At 45.7% G+C, this 18,223-nt stretch carries 16 protein-coding genes and 5 tRNA genes; 17 read left to right on the plus strand and 4 right to left on the minus strand.

Annotation, left to right across the window (positions count from 1 at the left end):
* Positions 1 to 21: 21 nt before the first annotated feature.
* From LRP49_RS06300 to LRP49_RS06375, 16 genes are all read left to right on the plus strand, one after another.
* Positions 22 to 1,392, plus strand: a complete 1,371-nt coding sequence (locus LRP49_RS06300; RefSeq protein ID WP_274140994.1) for an MATE family efflux transporter — start codon at positions 22 to 24, stop codon at positions 1,390 to 1,392.
* Positions 1,393 to 1,491: 99 nt separating this feature from the next.
* A complete protein-coding gene (locus LRP49_RS06305) occupies positions 1,492 to 2,499 on the plus strand; it encodes a DUF3080 domain-containing protein (RefSeq protein ID WP_274140996.1) in 1,008 nt (335 codons plus the stop codon).
* A gap of 189 nt (positions 2,500 to 2,688) precedes the next feature.
* A tRNA-Val gene (locus LRP49_RS06310) sits at positions 2,689 to 2,765 on the plus strand.
* Between the two features lie 24 nt (positions 2,766 to 2,789).
* Positions 2,790 to 2,866 (plus strand) — tRNA-Val (locus LRP49_RS06315).
* A gap of 25 nt (positions 2,867 to 2,891) precedes the next feature.
* Positions 2,892 to 2,968 (plus strand) — tRNA-Val (locus LRP49_RS06320).
* A gap of 30 nt (positions 2,969 to 2,998) precedes the next feature.
* Positions 2,999 to 3,075, plus strand: a tRNA-Val gene (locus LRP49_RS06325).
* Positions 3,076 to 3,122: 47 nt separating this feature from the next.
* Positions 3,123 to 3,198: transfer RNA gene (locus tag LRP49_RS06330), tRNA-Val, on the plus strand.
* Positions 3,199 to 3,370: 172 nt separating this feature from the next.
* Entirely contained in the window at positions 3,371 to 5,257 is a 1,887-nt protein-coding gene (locus LRP49_RS06335; protein WP_274140998.1) for a methyl-accepting chemotaxis protein, read from the plus strand.
* A 446-nt stretch (positions 5,258 to 5,703) separates the two neighbouring features.
* Positions 5,704 to 6,630 (plus strand): hypothetical protein, encoded by a 927-nt coding sequence (locus LRP49_RS06340; RefSeq protein WP_274141000.1) that lies wholly within the window; start codon positions 5,704 to 5,706, stop codon positions 6,628 to 6,630.
* A 4-nt stretch (positions 6,631 to 6,634) separates the two neighbouring features.
* Entirely contained in the window at positions 6,635 to 7,306 is a 672-nt protein-coding gene (locus LRP49_RS06345) for a hypothetical protein (protein WP_274141002.1), read from the plus strand.
* The gene (locus LRP49_RS06350) at positions 7,306 to 8,475 is read left to right on the plus strand and encodes a hypothetical protein (protein ID WP_274141004.1); all 1,170 of its coding nucleotides are present in this window, start codon (positions 7,306 to 7,308) and stop codon (positions 8,473 to 8,475) included. The genes LRP49_RS06345 and LRP49_RS06350 overlap by 1 nt, the downstream gene beginning before the upstream one ends.
* A complete protein-coding gene (locus tag LRP49_RS06355; RefSeq protein ID WP_274141007.1) occupies positions 8,460 to 9,860 on the plus strand; it encodes a hypothetical protein in 1,401 nt (466 codons plus the stop codon). The genes LRP49_RS06350 and LRP49_RS06355 overlap by 16 nt, the downstream gene beginning before the upstream one ends.
* Positions 9,861 to 9,872: 12 nt before the next feature.
* Positions 9,873 to 11,162: a hypothetical protein gene (locus LRP49_RS06360; protein ID WP_274141008.1), complete on the plus strand. Its 1,290-nt coding sequence runs from the start codon at positions 9,873 to 9,875 to the stop codon at positions 11,160 to 11,162.
* Complete coding sequence (locus tag LRP49_RS06365; RefSeq protein WP_274141010.1) at positions 11,146 to 11,910, plus strand: hypothetical protein; 765 nt, start codon at positions 11,146 to 11,148, stop codon at positions 11,908 to 11,910. The genes LRP49_RS06360 and LRP49_RS06365 overlap by 17 nt, the downstream gene beginning before the upstream one ends.
* Before the next feature lie 29 nt (positions 11,911 to 11,939).
* Positions 11,940 to 13,271 (plus strand): transglycosylase SLT domain-containing protein, encoded by a 1,332-nt coding sequence (locus LRP49_RS06370; RefSeq protein WP_274141012.1) that lies wholly within the window; start codon positions 11,940 to 11,942, stop codon positions 13,269 to 13,271.
* Positions 13,272 to 13,285: 14 nt separating this feature from the next.
* A complete protein-coding gene (locus tag LRP49_RS06375) occupies positions 13,286 to 13,858 on the plus strand; it encodes a hypothetical protein (RefSeq protein WP_274141014.1) in 573 nt (190 codons plus the stop codon).
* Between the two features lie 114 nt (positions 13,859 to 13,972).
* Here LRP49_RS06375 and LRP49_RS06380 read toward each other — a convergent pair whose 3' ends face one another.
* Complete coding sequence (locus tag LRP49_RS06380) at positions 13,973 to 14,536, minus strand: dioxygenase family protein (RefSeq protein WP_420791524.1); 564 nt, start codon at positions 14,534 to 14,536, stop codon at positions 13,973 to 13,975.
* Positions 14,537 to 14,875: 339 nt separating this feature from the next.
* Here LRP49_RS06380 and LRP49_RS06385 point away from each other — a divergent pair, with 339 nt between their 5' ends.
* Positions 14,876 to 15,841, plus strand: coding sequence for a TerC/Alx family metal homeostasis membrane protein (locus LRP49_RS06385; protein ID WP_274141017.1), 966 nt, complete (start codon positions 14,876 to 14,878; stop codon positions 15,839 to 15,841).
* Between the two features lie 48 nt (positions 15,842 to 15,889).
* Here LRP49_RS06385 and LRP49_RS06390 read toward each other — a convergent pair whose 3' ends face one another.
* The 3 genes from LRP49_RS06390 to LRP49_RS06400 form a co-directional block, all read right to left on the minus strand.
* Positions 15,890 to 16,618: a DUF3307 domain-containing protein gene (locus LRP49_RS06390; RefSeq protein ID WP_274141019.1), complete on the minus strand. Its 729-nt coding sequence runs from the start codon at positions 16,616 to 16,618 to the stop codon at positions 15,890 to 15,892.
* 48 nt (positions 16,619 to 16,666) lie between these two features.
* The gene (locus tag LRP49_RS06395) at positions 16,667 to 17,299 is read right to left on the minus strand and encodes a winged helix-turn-helix domain-containing protein (protein ID WP_274141021.1); all 633 of its coding nucleotides are present in this window, start codon (positions 17,297 to 17,299) and stop codon (positions 16,667 to 16,669) included.
* Positions 17,300 to 17,378: 79 nt separating this feature from the next.
* Positions 17,379 to 18,179 (minus strand): ParA family protein, encoded by an 801-nt coding sequence (locus LRP49_RS06400; RefSeq protein WP_274141022.1) that lies wholly within the window; start codon positions 18,177 to 18,179, stop codon positions 17,379 to 17,381.
* Positions 18,180 to 18,223 lie beyond the last annotated feature (44 nt).

The raw sequence follows: 18,223 nt of genomic DNA on the forward strand, positions 1-18,223 counted from the left end.
TTTGCTGTTGGAGTCACATAGGTGCAAAACTATCGCCTAGAAGCCAAATCCATTATTAAGCTGGGTATTCCAGTTTTCATTGCTCAATTAGCTCAGACATCGATGGGATTCGTCGATACGGTTATGGCTGGTGGGGTCAGCGCAACCGATATGGCAGCCGTCGCTGTTGCTTCAAGTATCTGGCTACCCTCTATTTTGTTTGGTATCGGTATTCTTATCGCTATGGTACCTATTGTCGCGCAGCTCAATGGTTCTGGCCGTCAACACAAGATACCTTTCCAGTTTCAGCAAGGCGCTTACATGGCCCTGCTGCTTTCTGTACCCATTTGCCTTGTGTTGTATAACGCAGGCTACATCGTCTATCACATGGACGTAGAACCCGCCTTGGCTGAAAAAACCATTGGCTATTTGCACGCTGTGCTTTGGGCTGTCCCTGCCTACCTTCTCTTCCAAGTTTTACGAAACCTATCTGAAGGTATGTCTCTGACGACACCCGCAATGATCATCGGATTCATTGGCCTTGCCGCAAACGTACCGCTTAACTGGATTTTTGTTTACGGTAAATTCGGCGCACCTGCACTAGGCGGTGTGGGCTGTGGTGTTGCTACTGCAATCGTTTATTGGCTGATGCTGGTAGCAATGTTCATCTACGTCATGGTTAACAAACGACTAAAACGTGTTAATGCTTTTTCTCAATTCTCCAAACCTGACGTAAAAGCGTTGATTCGCCTGTTTAAAATGGGCTTCCCTGTCGCAGCAGCACTGTTTTTCGAAGTCACCTTGTTCGCAGTCATCGCACTGCTAATTGCACCGCTGGGCTCCATTGTGGTCGCCGCACACCAAATCGCCATTAACTTTTCGTCGATGATTTTCATGCTGCCAATGAGTCTAGCGACAGCAGTGAGTATCCGTGTTAGCCACCAGTTGGGTGAGAAGTCTACTGAAGGCGCAGCCCGTGCTGCAAAACTTGGCATCATCATCGGTTTACTGTCAGCATTTGTCACCGCAACGCTGACCGTCATTTTCCGTGAGCCTATTATTCACCTGTACAACAAGAACCCTGAAGTTGTGGGGATTGCCGCTAACTTAATGTTATTGGCTGCAGTTTATCAGTGCACCGATTCCATTCAGGTCGTCGCAGCAGGTGCATTGCGTGGATATAAAGACATGCGCGCAATCTTTTCACGTACCTTCGTTGCCTATTGGATCCTAGGTGTTCCTATGGGCTACATCCTGGGCATGACCGACTGGATTGTAGAACCTATGGGCGCTTACGGTTTCTGGGTGGGTATAATCATCGGATTAACATCTGCGGCCATCATGCTGGGTATGCGCCTCTACTGGATTCGTAAACAACCGGTTGAATTTCAGCTCGCCATGGCTGAGAGATAATCTTCAAATAATCCCGCCTCGGCGGGATTTTTCTTTTCGATCTTCCATTTCGTATACTTCGTAACAACCTACACCTTTGGCAAATTCGAGAGACACAAATTGCGACTGAAACGCACTGTGATTGTCATAACATTGATTGGAATGCTTCAAGGCTGCTTTGATGATGACAAAGCCAAGGGCCTCTTTGTCGATTATTCAGAACGTCTTGCTAATGTGGTCGAAACGTCTCCCATTCCCCCAAGCGAGTCCAGAGCTATTAAGTTGCCGCGCAAAAGAGATCTCGTCGTACCTATCGAAGATACTCGTATGGGATTGCTAGATGCTTACGAGTTAAGGCAATGCGGGTTGTTTCAATTGATTGCTGATCGGAATTCAATTCTGGGGAAAGTTCAAGACGCGTTCAGGCAACTCAACTACGAATTAGCGTTACTTCGAACCCTTAATCAGTGCCTTGAAGACGTCACTAGCGAGCCGTTATCCAGTGAACTAAAACGGATTCAGGTTGTAAAACGCAATCAAATCCATCTTGTCTATTGGAACACCTTTGCATCTAGCGACGCGTGGCGAAGCCAATTGACGCCGCCTTCGATATCCATGATTTCACCAGATACCCCTTTCGCGCATAGTGAAGCGTTACTCGCCATTGAGAGTTATTCCTCATTACTGGCTAACCCATCTTCTCGTAACGTCCTGGAATTACAGGAACCCATTGAGAAACAGCGATATTTAGGTGCCCTTTTCTATTCAATGGACGAAAGCACACGTTGGCTGAACGCAGCAACAGAGCAGCTTGAGCGAGACGATGCACGCGTACTTTGCGGGAAAAACAGAAATACGACGCGATTTACGTACCTACAGAATGTATTCAGCACATTTTTTATTGATGGCGTACAGCCCTACTTGTCAAAAATAAACGGGCTATACCTTGATGCTCAGCCCTCACTTGTCAGACTCCACCAACGTTTTGGCGAAATGCCGCCATTTACTGACTACAGTGCCGCCTATTTTTCAGGCGAACATTACGACGAATTCCAAGACGCGGTTAAAAACCATGTCGCATATTGGCAAACCTTGTTTAAACGTTGCGGCGTTAAGATTGGTCGGTAAATCAAATCATTGCATTCGCAAACCAAGATTTCTCCCTTTAAACGGCTGAAGTGACACCAATTTGCGCACCAAAGCATCAAACAAACGCGGAAGCGCAAAAAAGTCAGGTTTTACGCTTGCGTGCCGCCGCCCTACTCGCTAATATTCGTCTCGCTTTCAGGGAAGCTTCACTGTATATCAGTTAGATATGCGTCTGTAGCTCAGTTGGTTAGAGTATCGCCTTGACATGGCGGGGGTCGGCAGTTCGAGTCTGCCCAGACGCACCATGCTTCCCTAAGAAAACAAACAATGCGTCCGTAGCTCAGTTGGTTAGAGTACTGCCTTGACATGGCAGGGGTCGGCAGTTCGAGTCTGCCCGGACGCACCATTGAATTCGAAAGCAAAAAAGTATTGCGTCTGTAGCTCAGTTGGTTAGAGTATCGCCTTGACATGGCGGGGGTCGGCAGTTCGAGTCTGCCCAGACGCACCATTCCTTCCCTAACCAGGATGGAAAGAATTTGGGTCTATAGCTCAGTTGGTTAGAGTACTACCTTGACATGGTAGGGGTCGGCAGTTCGAGTCTGCCTAGACCCACCAAATTCCAATAAACGCACTACCCTTTTGGGTCTCCCAAGCGTTTATTCGGGCGATTAGCTCAGTTGGGAGAGCACCTCCCTTACAAGGAGGGGGTCACTGGTTCGAGCCCGGTATCGCCCACCACTTTCGTAAGAAACAAAAAGCCTGCTTTCGAGCAGGCTTTTTTGTTTTTGTTGCTCCCTTAATGTCCCTCTATCCCATTTCCCACATCTATCAGGCTCATTTACTTGCCCTGTTCTATTCTGAATCTATTGCTTCGTTTTAAATTCATAGATATCGAACAAGAGACATAAAGATGATCCTTCCTCGTTCAATCAAGCACAAAATCTCTCTTGCCATAGCGGCCATCATCATTGTGATGGCTGCCGTTCAATACATGAGGCAAGACCAACAACTGATCAAATACACAACCGACTCAGTGACGCGGTTTATAGAATCGGTTGGATCTGCCAGCACAAAGGGTATTCAAAATTGGGTCAACCCAAGAGTTGAGATCATTCAAGGTGCTAAGGAGAGTATTATTGAGCAAGAAAGCGGCTCTATTTATAGTCTGCTTAACCAAGCTCGAGTATCTGGTAGCTTCTTGTCCGTGTATATGGGGACATCTTCCGGTGAGATGGTGCGATACAATGCAAAACCCTCCAAAGCAGGCTACGACCCTCGACTTAGACCTTGGTATATTCAGGCAAGTAAATCGTCGTCACCTATCATCACAGCACCATATAAAGATTCCGCTACAGGAGAACCAGTCGTCACCATTGCTGAAAAGTTCACGCTTAGTAATGGCGACACGGCTGTTATCGCCGGCGACATAAAAATCGACCAGTTGATAAGCTACGTGAACAGCATTAGCACCTCAAACATACAAGCCCTACTGCTCGACGACAAAGGTACGATCCTCGCCAGTATGGACTCATCATTGTCATTAAAGCCTGCTACCGATGCTTCACAGCAATTATCCGCTGACAGTTTAGCGACGCTGGCTAATGGCAATACGATTAACGATCTCCAACTCGGAGACTCTGAGTACTTATTTGATATCCAAGCTATTCAAGGAGCTCCTTGGTATCTCGTGATCGCATTAGATAAGGATTATGCGTTCGAATCGGTGGCAGCAAGTCGAATAGACTCACTGACTTTCGCCATAGCTCAAGTGGTCTTGGTAGCACTTATCACGCTATTTCTGGTCAATAAATTATTGTCTCCCCTTTCTGACATCATGCGCGCGATGAAACGCTTGGCAAATGGCGATTTGACGGCTCGTGTTCAAGTAAAAACCAATGATGAAATTAGTGTGATTGCAAAAGGCATCAATGACGTCGCTCACAACCTTCAAGAGATCGTCACAGGCATCTCCGAAGCAACTCGTCAAATCTCTTCAGAAGTTAACCACGTTAAACAAATAACTGAGGAAAACCATGGTGTGCTGGGTCATCACAGTCAGGTAACAGAGCATATGGTGACTAAAGTAGAAAGCATGAATGCAACGGTAGACTCAGTGGCCAATAGTGCGGGAGAGGCTCTAAGATGTACGCAGAAAACCACACAACAAACCAATGAATCTAAAGACAAGGTAAAACAATCAGTCACTAGCGTTAATGGTCTTCTCAAAGAGATCTCCAATATGGAGAACGACATTCAAATCATGAGCGAAAATTCAGAAAAGATTGCCTCTGTATTGGGTGTCATTGGAGATATCGCGGAACAAACCAACTTACTCGCACTTAATGCTGCGATCGAGGCTGCCAGGGCTGGAGAACAAGGTCGAGGTTTCGCTGTCGTTGCAGATGAAGTTCGAGCACTTGCTAGTCGAACCCAGCAAAGTACGTCTGAGATAAACGATATGCTTGCGAATCTTAACGCAGGCACCGACAACGCAGTGAAATCGATTGAGCACACCAAAAAGAGTTGCCAACAAGCTGTAGAGCAAACAGATTTGGTCGATGTAAATCTTGATGTAATGGCTGCATCTGTAGAAGAAATAAACACGCTAAACAGTGATATAACAGACATTACCAACTCACAAAGTCAGGCATCAAGTGACATCAGCAATAGCATTAATTCCATCCGAGAGATGGTCTCTTCGCTGAATGCAAGTGGTGAAACGACCCTTGCAAACGTCCAGAAGTTGGCGACATCTAATCAGCAACTCACTTCTGCAATTGCGAAGTTTCAGATTTAGTACTGCGACACCTAACTACCCTATTTGGCTCTGCAATGTCGTCAAACATTCAGAGTCATCTCTTCAACTAAATAACGTTATAGCAATTATATCGGTTGTTTGTAAGTCGATATATTTAGGATAGCAGAAACATTCCCACCTAATAAGGAAAATGAGTCAATTCAATTTATTACTTTAATTAAATGCAAGATGATAAATATTCAATTAATAACCAAATTACCATTGAGAAAAATTCACACCCCAACACTCTCACACAAAGAAATTCAAAATATAAAATCGTTTAGTGATAGATGTCTCATTAGTGATTTTATGCCGTGAAACTATTCTTCATTTGTCATGAGAAAGTCATTAATACTATTGTCATTCATTAAAAATGAGATAATAATTCCAAAAAAACAACATCAACTGCCAATAAGACAAGCAATAAACCAATAATTAAGCAAACAATGAAAATAAAAGAAACTCTCTTTCCAAAACTATTGGCGGCATTTCTAGTATTTAATCCCAACATTAGCTTTTCTCAGACTAGTCCTGTTCATGACAGTAGGTATGTGTTTTTTTCCGGAATCGGCGAAACGCAAGATGAAGCATTAAAAGATGGGGCTGCAAGGCTAGCTAGAAGTATTAATAGTACGGTGACGTCTGATCAAACTAGCACGCTAACGCGCGTCAATGGCAATAACAGTTACACATTCAGTCAGACAAACCATGTTGAAGCTACTCCGCTTGCCCTCAGACATGTCTCTGTCGTTAAGAAAATATGCCCTAATACTGGCTGCACGTTTGAGTTCAAAATATTGAAAGACGCATGGATTTCAACACTTAAAACCGAACTAAACAATGCGGTAATTTCAGCAAAACGGATATCCATTAATTCCAATTCAACGTGGAAAGGTGCTGCTGAAATAATATCCAGAGAACAGCAATTACTCACTCACTACTCTGCAGCGAACACCCTTGATACGCTCACTAAAGGTAGCGAAATAAGCACCAGTGTTGAGTACCGAGAATCTCTAGGTCTTAGCAAAAAATATGTGAGTGAGTTGAAAATTAAACTTCATAGCAGTAATGACTCTGGAGCTCAAAAAGTGCTTGAGGAACTTATTCCGGTAACAGCCCGAAGCACCCAGGGGAATTTAATTGTTGTGGCTGAAGCCAAACCTAAATTTGGAAAATCTTCGCGAGGTTATATCGCGAAGCAACAAGTTAGCCTTAAATTTCTTGAAAGTTCAGGCGGTGCACAACTTGTAAAACAACACTTATTTACCACTCAAGCCAGTTCAGACAAGAGCCACTCTGTCGCGCTGGACAAAGCAAATGAAAAACTGATGGATCACGTTAGGTCCATTAAATTAGTAGATATACTGGAGTAAACCAATGAAAAAGTCCCTAATCGCAGCCTTCCTAGTTTCAACCCTTGCGGGCTGTTCAACCATGGGCGCAAATGATGCAGCACACGCAGACCGTAACGCGTGGGCAAACGACATCAACACTCGCTGCACTGAAGTTGGCAAAGATTTCACTCAAGCTGGTTATGCAGTGGATAAAGTTTCTCAAGCTATCATTAGCCTAACTGAGCGCCAGTGTGGCGTGATTAACAGCTATCAAACAATTTCTAAGAAGCACGCTGAGATCACTGGCTTTATGGCTGCTAACGAAGACCTAGATGAAGAAGGTCTGAAAGCTGCTATCGCAGAATTCGATGCAAGCAAGCCTGCGAACAAAAAAATCGGTCCTCAAATCAAAGCGTATGAAGAAGCACAAGACGAAATCTTCATGGAGAACATTCAGCTAGCTGCTGATTTAGCTCTTCAATCTTATGAGATCACAATGATTGCTTCAGAAAACAGCATGGCTATTCTGCAACACACCGTTTTGAGCCAGTTCTCTTCTGAAACAGAAACCTTGCCAGTTATCGAAGCTTACTACGAAATGGAAGACCGTGCGCTGCTGATCAAAGATGCACAGTTCCTGATCAACGAAGGTAAAGCACTGATTGAACGCATCGAAGATATCGACAACATCATTTCTGAGAGCGTAGCATCGTAATGAAAATAAGCCGTATTGCCGGCCTTATTGCTTTGGCAACCCTTGCGGGTTGCCAACAAACAAAAGGCTCTCAAACCTACAGTGCTGCCAGTCAAACTAATGCTTCATCCGTCATCATTGGCAAAGCAGCTGAAGACTTTACTGATGCAGACATCGAAGTGCCAGCATACTTCAGTACCCAAGGACTGGAATTCTGTCATTTTGAACAAGGTAGCGCAGAAACAGACTCTCGCTGCCCTCTCGCGAAGAAAACCGTTCGTATTTACTTCAGTGATGTAAAGAATGAAGTGGCAGGCGACGCAACCGGTACGGTTTTCAAAGATATTAGTGCGAGCATCAACGCATACGACATCAAAGCGCTTGAAAACGCATTAGAAAACCAATTTGCGGGCGTAAACCGCTTCCGCATCCTTACTCGTGATAACCGCATTGTAAATAAAGCAATGGAAGAGATTATCAACGAAGAAGGTTTGGACGTCGTTGCGGACAAGCGTGACAACAGCCAGAAGCTCACCACGGACTACTTGATCAATGTTGATGTACTGAAGACAGCAGACATGATGTATGGGGCAAAGCACTCGCTTTACTCGTCATCAATCGACTACTCAACGTCTGTACTCGACCCTTACACCAAGGAAAAGCTTAGCTATCCAAACATTGGTCGTATCAAGGTAAACAACTTTGATGTTCGCGAAAAAGAAAAGTTTACCTCAGTCATCGTGAACGGTGATTACTACCGTGGTTTTAACTACGCAAGCGCATCAGATGTCACTGCGGTTTACAACTCAATGGCAACGCGTGGTTTTGACATTATGTTAAGCCGTCTACTGACAGAAATGCCTGCAACAGGCCAAGTTTCTGGTATTCGCGGTGACCGTGTTGTTCTTGACCGTGGTCAGAATGCCGGTGTTCTGCCAAATGAAACCATGGTGATTTTCGAATACAGCGCAGGTTTTGTAGACCCAGTGGGTGTCGCTCGTTTCTCTCCTAGTGCAATCGGTGCTCAAGGTAAAATCGTTCGTTGGAAAGACAGCAAAATTGCTGACAACATTCGTGACCAAGCTGAAGAAGGCCGATACATTCCAACGCGTGACGCACGTTTGTTCGCCGTTAGTGTTGGTGTACCCGCTGAATTTCTCATGGAACGCAGTACATGGTCAGCAAACTAACACAATACACGCTGATTACCGCCACATTGATCGCCAGCGCACCGTCGCTGGCTTTCGAGTTTGACCTGAACGACATGACAAACCCGAAAGTATCAGTTGAAGGCTGTTCGTATGGGCGCGGAAGCCTTGCCGTAGAATCTGCAAAAGCTGAAGCAGCGAAAAGTCTTCAGACTTTCTTGAATGGCGAATATCAATTCTCTTCAGAAAAATACGATGAAACGCTTGTTGATACCGCTTTTTCATCTTCATCCAAATCCGTTCTCGCGACAGCTCTCTCACAGGGCAGATTAGCACTGACGTATAGCTCACCGATGCTAATGGGTGATGATACATGCGTCACCGCCACGCTTGCTGCAGGAGACGTCTCTTCCGAAGAAGACTTTGGTGATGTGTCTTGGGACGACTCCCCTATCGTATCGGTCATTGTGACCGGTGAAGGGGTTGCAAATAAAAAGTTGGGGCTTTCTGCTCGACAAGCAGCCGAGATGGATGCGTTCCGCCGTGCTATTAGCCAAGTGCTTGGCGTTAGTGTTAAGTCGGGTACGAGTATCTCGAGCAGCAGTCGCACTTCGACCACCGAGTCGAATGATTCGGCTTCATTCGAAGACATTTCAATTTCTGCGCTTTCTATCAGCTCTAGCGGTGTCGTAGATAGCTGGAGTGAAATCAGCTCTCAGGCTCTCGCAAACGGCCGTCATAGCGTCACGCTTAATGTCAATGTGACTAAAGCAACAGCGCAAGAGAAGTTCTCTCAAATGATGGCGCAGATCGGCAATCCAAAAGTGTTTGTGGATGGCGACAACGCAAGTATTGTCCGCCAGTTAAGTGATGCACTTCGTGGTCTCGGCTATACCACAACATCTCGTGTAAGCAACGCCGCGTTATGGCTTGATATCAACACCAAAGCGTTTGAAATCAACAATGAAAGTCGCTTAGAGATGAGTATTTCCGTTAGAGACCTCGCAGGAAATCATTATGGAAGTTGGGAAAACGACCCCTCTTTCATGGCACTCCCCACTCGTGACGGTGTAACTGACACGCTGGCAAAAGTAACCCTGCGTAGCAAGAAAAATCAGAAAGCCATCCAATCGATGCTTGAGTCTTCCGCCAATGCTCTCGCTCAAATGGGCGGCCCAGTTCGCGAAATTCTTATGTCGAATAGCGCGGCTGGCGATCATGCGAACCTAAACATGCTCATCAGTCGCTTGCACAGCGTGTCTGACGTTCAGGTTTCCAAAAAAGGTAAGCAAACTCTGGTGACTTTCCGTTCTGTCACACCTATTGGTGATGTCGCGCATTTGCTGTCTTCAGCGATGAAGGTTCACCGCCCTAACAAAACGTCTCGCGTAGTCATTGAAAACGACTTCCGCTTAACTGTGAATTAATATCGGTTATTTATGTTTAAGAAAACCCTTCTAGCCATCACCTTGGCTACTGCAATGTCTCCTGCCTACGCAGTGGATTTTGATTTGAACGACCTTGTCCCTGCGACGGCTGACACGGCGGCAACTGTTGATACTTCAGCAACGAAAGAAGTCGATGGCGTTGTGATCGCCGAAGACCCAAAAGCAGCGGTCGTTGCAGCACACCAAAGCTTGATTGAAGAAGTTGGCGACGGTGTGAAGATGATTGCGGTTGGTTCTGGTATCGGCATCCTGTCTACCGGTACTGCGTCATATAACAACTATGACAATCCGAATGCCTCTTTGCTGTCTAAACGTGGGGCTTACACTCGCGCGTTCCAAGTGGCGAAAAAACAACTTGTAGAAAACTTTGAAGGCGTACAGAACGCGTGTACTACCGCTGCGTCAGAAACCATTGATGCCATCGATTCAGGCACAGAAAGTGTTGCGAATACGACCGCAGATCTAGAGCAGAACTGTAAAGAGTCTGTAAGTGGCGCGCTGGCAGGCTACGTAACTTTCGATGTGTACGATGATCCTGAGTCAAAAATGGTTACCGTGAGCCTTATCTCTACACCGAAAACACGTGAACAAACCAAACGTCAAGTAGGTGCGCTGACTCAAACGACGGATCCTAACTCGATCTTCAAACACATCATTCAAGACCTTAGCAAGGGTATTCTGCCTCCGGTCGGCGCGAAAGTACTGACGAATCCGGAAAGCGGCGAAGCGTATGTCATTGGTTTTGGTTCTTCGATCATTCGTAAAAACAAAACGCCAGCGGTTGAGCGCAAACTAAAACAAGCATCAGTGAAGCAATCTCAGTCTCTGGCTCGAAACGCACTGCTCTCTGTGATGCAAGGTGAAAAAGTTTACTGGGAAGGTGGCTTCGACGAGAGCCAGACTGAGAAGAACCAGCAATTTGATTACCACCCAGAAACACTGGACCCAAGCCAAGTCACCGTGCTGGAAGACAACAAGCACACCTTTATGAATCAATTCAAAATGTCTGATTCATACAAGTCAGTGGCATCAGGCCAGCTTCCTCCAGGTGTAAACGTGAAAAACTTTGCGTCTGCAGATGGCAACTGGATGATGGCGATTGCGGTTTACTCACCTTCTCTTGAGAAAACTGCCTCTGACGCAGCAAAAGAAAATGAAATCCGTGTGCGCGAAGGTCAAACACAAGGCAATCGACACAAGATCAGCTCTGATGGTCTGAGTGACAAAGACAATGCTGGCCGAGGCCCTTCTGGGCAGGTGAGTAATGCTAACGATCTGTAAGAGATTGGGCTTAGCAGTGGCACTTTTTAGTGCCACTGCTTCCGGTCAAATCTGGCAATTTGCAGGAACAACCTACAACGTCATCACTGATGGTGATGCAGTGCAGGTTGTTCTAAAGCGCGAGCACGCTCAACACAAAAAGGTAGTGGGCGATCAATGCATTGCTGCACTGAGTCTACCCTTTCGTCAACAAGCTGAAAATGAACTGATAACCCAAGGTTTTATCACCAAAGTGCATGATGATAACTGGCCGTTGTCGAGCGTGAATTTCAAAAGTCAGCAAGTCCGTTTAGAAGAAGTCTCAACACTCGACGCTGTGTGCCGCGCAAAAATTGAGCCTGCCCCCCTGTCACCAGAACTGCTGTCTCAAAATCTTCTTCGCTACGCCGGCCTTTATACATCACAAAAAGACTGGTCGTCACTCAAGCCATTGCTGTCGCATCTGTTGAAAGATAGAAGCGTCGCTAATGAGGCAGCAGCAATGACAACGTTAATGCTTGCTGATGTGTCACCTGACAATGCGCTCTCTTACCAACGTAAATATGTTGACGTTGGCACGGTGACTTCCGTGACCATAAGAGAGATGTTAGCGAAATGGCACTATGACGCAGAAAGGCTGGATGACGCAGTAGAGTGGGCATCAGATTGCGATTCTAAATTGTGTCTCGACATTCGAGATTCCGTCGCACTGATACAGGCCGAACAAAACAGTGCTGACGTTTTCGACCTCAATAGCTTTTTAAACTAATCACCTCATTACACACTTAGTGAATACAAATGAAAGTAACGTCATTAACCCTTGCTGTCTTCCTTGCGTTTGGCGCAACTTCGTTGCCAGCCAATGCAAACAGCTTATTGGATGAATTAGACGCTGAGCTCAGCGTTTCTAATGATTCTCTCCAAGCAGAATTTGAACTGTGGTATGCCAATCGATTAACAGAGTTCAATGAATGGCAACTCGCGTACCTAAAAAAGTGGGACAAAGAAGCTGACGCATCACTCCAGCAATGGGGAGACAGTGAAGTCGAGTCTAGCTCCAAAATAGTTCTTAATGATGAAAAGACACAAACGCGCACCGTTATTGACTTAGAAGCGGGTGTTGTCACCATCACTCAAAAAGTCACAGATGGTCAAGATGCGCTTGCGAACGTAACCGATGCAGTCGAAAGCAACCGAGCGTTGTTTCGCGAACTGGGCATCGACGAATCAACAAACCTTGCTGAAGGCAAAACGCTGGCTCCCGTAGCCCCTCCTGCTCCTGTTGAGATTGAAACCTCAATAAAGCAAGAGATTCGTGAGCAAACTGACCGACAAATGAGCCAGCTAGATAAGTTTGTCGAGGCGTCTCCTATTGAGAATGCTGCACTGAAAGAAAAATTGCTGGAAGCGGAAAAAGCGAAGATCCGAGCATTGGAAAAAGCGCGTCTGGCAGAAGTAGAAGCCAAAGTAGCTAAAGCCACTCAGGTTCAACCAACCGAAGCAAAACCGTTCACTAACGGCGTTTCCTTTTCAAGAACGTCTTCTTCGGCCTATCAAATGGTACTTCCAAAAGACGCCATCGTGCAGCGCGCTCAAACGTACATGACGTACGTTAATCGCGAGAGCCAAAAACACAACATTGATGTGTCGTTGATCCTCGCCATTATGCACACTGAATCTCATTTCAACCCAAAAGCGAAATCGCACGTTCCTGCATACGGCTTGATGCAAATTGTCCCGACGACAGCGGGTCATGACGTTAATAATCTGGTTAGAGGGCTTAACAAGCCAATGAAAGCAAAAGATCTTTTCATTCCAGGCATTAACGTTGAAACGGGCGTTGCGTATATCGATATTCTTCGTGATCGCTACCTGCGTGGAATAAAAAACCCGACTAGCGCGACATATGCTGTGATTGCCGCTTACAACACGGGACACGGAAATGTGGCAAAGGCGATGGGAACACGTTCAGTAAAAGAAGCAATCGCAAAGATCAATGAACTGACGCCAGACGAGTTTTATCAACGTTTAGTGACCTCGCTGCCCTATGAGGAAACGCGTAACTACCTCAAAAAAGTTACGACGAAAATCAAACAATACGACAGTTACCAAACTTACTCATCAATCTAATTGAGAAACCAAAAATGAAAAAAAATATCCTTGCTGCTTTAATCGCGGTAACGGCAGTTGCTGGCTGTGCTTCAAACTCTTCTTCATCATCATCTGCACCGCAAGACAATGGCGTACCTTCTTGGATACACAAGCCGCTATCAAGCAAAGGTGTAGCAGTAGCAAGCTGTGTTGAGTACTCAGGTTCATATAATGCCGATTACAATTACGCAGAGATGGAAGGTCGAACCCGCCTGATGCGTTCATTTGAATCGCGTGTAAGTAACCTGCAAAAAACACTTAAGTCTCAAAGCAGACAAGAAGCAGGTGTCGTTAACACTGCTCAATTCGAAGATGCAGCGAAAAACGTTGTGAATGGCAAACTAAAAAGTGCATTTATTGAAGACTCTGCGCTTGTCTCTATTTTTGGCAAAGACCAAGTATGTCTTCTGATGACAATGCCTAGCCAAGAAACTAAAGAAATTTTTAACGAACTGACTGAAGAGAGCCAAAATATCTCTCCTGACGATCGCGATGCAATGTACCAAGAGTTTTTGGCTGAACGTGCAGAGGCAGATCTCGACAGTACGCTTAAAGCAACGAACTAGTATTGAGCATACCTGTACCTTTGGTTGCTGACCGTTTATGTTTAGAGCCTGCTTTCGAGCAGGCTTTTTTAACGCAAATTATCTAGGCGCATTAGGCTATGAGCCACCTCTTTTCTATACAACAAAAACGAACGCTGCTTCTAGCCCTTCCTTGGTCTTAACGGGATCAATCTGTAGGTTTTCTCGCTCCCTACTTGCCCAGTGACTCCCCGTGTTCCCGCGCAAATAGAGCTGCGTCGTCAGTATGTGTTGATTGCCCTTCCATAACTTGGCATGAATATGCGGTGGACGACCAGGATAGGGGACGGGATAAAGCACCTGAATACCATACCGTCCCTTCTCATCAGTGATAACGGCACCTGATCCCGAAAAGGCGGGATCAAAATGCTCATAGTCCGATTGCAATGGATGGTCGTAGATCCCTTGCCCATCACATTGCCAGAACTCGATCCGAGCGTCGCTAACTGGATTTCCTTGGACATCACGTACCTCCCCCGTCAGCATTAGAGGGCTTCCAACCACCTGATCTGGACGTAAAATCAGACTCTGTCTTAATGGAATCTTCGAAAGTGGATAGAATGGCCCTTCTGCTTGTTCTGGTGTTTTCCAAGTCGAAGACCACACTGGAAACGATATCGCCACCAGCCCGATACTTTGTATAAATACCCGTCGTTTCATCGCAGCTTTAACCCTCACTTCGCTTTCGAATATTTAGCTCTATCAACTATACCCAAACTACCTCGAGATAGTTGAATTCAGGCAGTTTGGCTTTATAGACCACCACTATTAAAAAGTAGTTTCAAAATTAGTGGAAAAGCACTAAAATTGCCGCGTATTGGGGAGTAGTCACTACGTCGCGAAGTCGTCATTACGTTGCATTTGCATCCGGCCCGCGAGAACACCAACCTGTTTGGTGTTTTGACAAGACCAACGCCAGTTATTCGCTTTTATTTGCTTATAGATGTGCGGTTGGTACGGCTTCTTAATCTCGCCTTTCCTCCGCACACGGAGGTATAAATGTTCCTCAGCGAACTATTTTCAGGTTATGACGGCCTACTTATCCTCACATTATGTATGTTAGGTATCGATCTTCTCATTACTCGCGGAAAAATTTCTTTTCGTAGCGCAGTAATGTGGAGCATTTTTTGGTTTGCGCTTGCTTTCGCATTCGCTGCCGCTATTTACTATTTCTGGCCTCAAATGTCCCCAGACAGCCACTATTCGAGTGGTCAGGCTGCAACGGCATTTATTACCGGTTACTTGCTTGAGAAATCTCTGAGTGTCGACAACCTCTTTGTCTTCGCACTGATTTTCAGCCAATTTAAGGTACCTGAAAGCAACGTCCCTCGTGTATTGATGCTGGGCATTGTAGGTGCTCTTGTACTGCGCGCAATTATGATTGCAGTCGGTGCTCCGCTCATCGCGAAATTCCATATCGTACTTTACGTGTTTGGCTTCTTCCTTATCTGGACAGGCTATAAAATGTGGAAACAGCACGGCGAAGAAGATGAGTCATTCTCTGATAGCTTTGCAGTCAGGCTGGTGAAACGATTCTTACGTGTAAGTGATGATTACCATGGCAATAAACTTGTCGTTCGCGATGCCGTTGGCTTGCTAGCTACGCCAATGTTGGTGGTTGTTATGGTGATTGCGATGACAGACATTATGTTTGCACTGGATTCAATTCCTGCAATCTTTGCCGTCACCCAAGAACCTTATTTGGTGTTGGCTGCTAACGTGTTTGCCTTGCTTGGCCTTCGTTCGCTGTACTTTGTACTTGGCGGTATGCTGAACAAGTTCGCTTACTTGCACCATACACTTGCATTTATGCTGTGCTTTATCGGTACTAAAATGCTGCTTATTGATACACCATTTGCGATCCCGACAGCCGTCTCTTTGGGCGTTATTGTCACCTCACTTGCAGTGGGTATTTTGGCTTCAATCTGGAAGCAGAAACAGTTAGAAAAAGCTGTTTCACACTAGATAGCAAAAAGGCACCGAAAGGTGCCTTTTTTGCATTAATTTGATCAGTTAAAGCTCACTCACATACATGCCAATTAAACCACTTCCAATTCCAAACAGTACACTGGCAAACGTTCCCAACAACACATACTCGGTATACATTCGGCTGCCATGATCTTTTAAATCCCCAAACCGAAACACGGATTTCGCAGCAAGCACGATCGCAACACCCGGCAATTGTCCCCAGATAACAAATATGACTATCAATGCGCGTTCGAAATAGCCAATAAATGCGCCTGCATCTTTGAGCGGCTTTTGTTGAGGTGTGCTGTCTGAGCGAAACAGTTCATCCGTCCAATTTTTCAGAAGAAGGGATATCGCTAACGAGGACGGTTTCATCGCCAGCAAAAAAGCCATTGTCCAACTAGCCAATGTCCACCAATCTGCGGTTTCCAGCGCGTTTATCGCTACGTGCTTTTCGGCTGCTGGCGCAATTATGTAAGCGGCACTACCTAAAACACATACCACAAGCCCCTGCTTTGCAAATAAGGTACGAAGATTATCTTTATTCTTGAGTGACCACATATTTCCCGCCACAGAAATACCAGCAAGAACGAGAGCGGCGACCAAAGAAGTAATGAGAGGTGTAGAAAAGAGAATGAACACGACCAGCCATGCGGCACTTTGAAGTATGGGCAATGTAAAAAGCTGCTTGGCAAAGCGTCGTTCAATAGGAAAAAGATAGAATTCGAAGAGCACATACACAGCTATCAATGCGATCGCCAACGATTGAACCATCAAAAAACACCTCCCGCGTGTGATTGGCAGCGACACACTGCTACCCGATCAATGCTCGCTTATATAGCGTGCAACGCGATTAGCGTACCATCGACAGGTTTCATCGATCCGCACATAATTTGCTCTATTAATGATTCTTGTGAACGCACTACGGCTGATCCCGAGCTTTTCCGCAAGTTCAGCATGAGATAGCCCTGGGTTTTCAAGCCACACTCTCAACGCTAACGCCATTTTACTCGTCAACGATGAAATATACCCATCTATCAACGTAAGGACGAGGTTTACGTCTTCAGTCAGCGTTGCTTCATCCGCGCTGAAAACCAACCTTTCATTTGTCATGCCATCAAGGTGGCGTCCAGACAACAAAAACGCTTCACTGTTATTCGCTAACCTTACAGGGAGTTCTCGTGGTGTAGCTGACGCAACAGACAAAGATAGCCTTACATCCGACGGCATATCCAAACTAAGAAGGCGAATGCGTACAGCCAAGGCAATATGCAGCAGCAATTCCGGTTGTTCGGTATAAACTTGAAACGCATCTCCCCGATAGATATCACCAGTGATACTCTCTTCAAACAACGAAAACACATCTTCCAGTACGGCCAATGCCGCACGTCGTGACGTTTCATCCATTGTCGTAGAGCCCACGATATCGCCTGTTATAACACCAGCAAACTGCATATCTACCTCTGCACACTTTTAGGTTACACTAAAATGTAACATATCTAAGTGTTACGCATTTATGTAACAGTGTCAAAGGTTACGCGGACGCATCACTCACAGCTTTGGTCGTTTCTAAGTCTATCGTGTTGAACAGCTCTGAAAACTGCTTGCTCAATTTGTGGGTTGGTGCGTAATGCAGAAGTGGCATTTGATGATAATGGGATTCTTTCATTTTCACCGAATGACTAAGGAAGGGTTCCAGTAAAGGAAGTCCAAGCTCCCTCACGTTCTCGATGATTTGACTTGGGAATTTAGCTTGGGCATTAAACATATTCACCACAATACCTTCCAGTGACAACCCCTTATTGTGATCCTCCCTAAGCTCTGCCAAGTTATCCATCAAAGTGAGGAGTGCTTGATGGGAAAAGCTGTCGCAATCGAATGGGATGAGCAGCCGATGAGCCGCAATAAGGCCGGCTTTTGAATAGAAGTTAAGATTTGGTGGCGTGTCGATATAGATACGATCGTATCCCTTTTCGAGCTCATCTAGCGCATCCCGCAACTTGTAAATCTTGTACCTGCGTTCAAGCTCGGGTTCGAGTGCCGCTAAACGCGGGCTGGAAGGAATAATATCGAGGTTTTCATAAGCCGTTGCCTGAGGGAAATCTTTGATAGGAGTAGAAACAGAGAACCAAGAAACGGTTTGATCAAGTAGCTCCGCCACGCTCCTGTCATTCTTCCCATTGATATCAACACCCAAGTAATGGCTGCTGTTTCCTTGAATATCGAGATCAATAACTAGTGTTTTGTAGCCACTTGCTGCACTCAACGCCGCAAGATTAACGGTGATGCTCGATTTACCCACACCACCCTTTTGATTAAATATGATTCTGCGCATGTTGTCGTCATCCCTTAAAAGTAAAAAGCACGACCACGAACTGT

Origin of the sequence: Enterovibrio qingdaonensis (assembly GCF_028683135.1) — a bacterium.
In the GTDB taxonomy this organism is placed as follows: domain Bacteria; phylum Pseudomonadota; class Gammaproteobacteria; order Enterobacterales; family Vibrionaceae; genus Enterovibrio; species Enterovibrio qingdaonensis.

What these genes read in the sequence shown, in the direction of transcription:
- LRP49_RS06335 (WP_274140998.1), top strand. Translation starts at nt 3,371, where the DNA reads ATGATCCTTCCTCGTTCAATCAAGCACAAAATCTCTCTTGCCATAGCG.
- LRP49_RS06340 (WP_274141000.1), top strand. Translation starts at nt 5,704, where the DNA reads ATGAAAATAAAAGAAACTCTCTTTCCAAAACTATTGGCGGCATTTCTA.
- LRP49_RS06345 (WP_274141002.1), top strand. Translation starts at nt 6,635, where the DNA reads ATGAAAAAGTCCCTAATCGCAGCCTTCCTAGTTTCAACCCTTGCGGGC.
- LRP49_RS06350 (WP_274141004.1), top strand. Translation starts at nt 7,306, where the DNA reads ATGAAAATAAGCCGTATTGCCGGCCTTATTGCTTTGGCAACCCTTGCG.
- LRP49_RS06355 (WP_274141007.1), top strand. Translation starts at nt 8,460, where the DNA reads ATGGTCAGCAAACTAACACAATACACGCTGATTACCGCCACATTGATC.
- LRP49_RS06360 (WP_274141008.1), top strand. Translation starts at nt 9,873, where the DNA reads ATGTTTAAGAAAACCCTTCTAGCCATCACCTTGGCTACTGCAATGTCT.
- LRP49_RS06365 (WP_274141010.1), top strand. Translation starts at nt 11,146, where the DNA reads ATGCTAACGATCTGTAAGAGATTGGGCTTAGCAGTGGCACTTTTTAGT.
- LRP49_RS06370 (WP_274141012.1), top strand. Translation starts at nt 11,940, where the DNA reads ATGAAAGTAACGTCATTAACCCTTGCTGTCTTCCTTGCGTTTGGCGCA.
- LRP49_RS06375 (WP_274141014.1), top strand. Translation starts at nt 13,286, where the DNA reads ATGAAAAAAAATATCCTTGCTGCTTTAATCGCGGTAACGGCAGTTGCT.
- LRP49_RS06380 (WP_420791524.1), bottom strand. Translation starts at nt 14,536, where the DNA reads ATGAAACGACGGGTATTTATACAAAGTATCGGGCTGGTGGCGATATCG.
- LRP49_RS06385 (WP_274141017.1), top strand. Translation starts at nt 14,876, where the DNA reads ATGTTCCTCAGCGAACTATTTTCAGGTTATGACGGCCTACTTATCCTC.
- LRP49_RS06390 (WP_274141019.1), bottom strand. Translation starts at nt 16,618, where the DNA reads ATGGTTCAATCGTTGGCGATCGCATTGATAGCTGTGTATGTGCTCTTC.
- LRP49_RS06395 (WP_274141021.1), bottom strand. Translation starts at nt 17,299, where the DNA reads ATGCAGTTTGCTGGTGTTATAACAGGCGATATCGTGGGCTCTACGACA.
- LRP49_RS06400 (WP_274141022.1), bottom strand. Translation starts at nt 18,179, where the DNA reads ATGCGCAGAATCATATTTAATCAAAAGGGTGGTGTGGGTAAATCGAGC.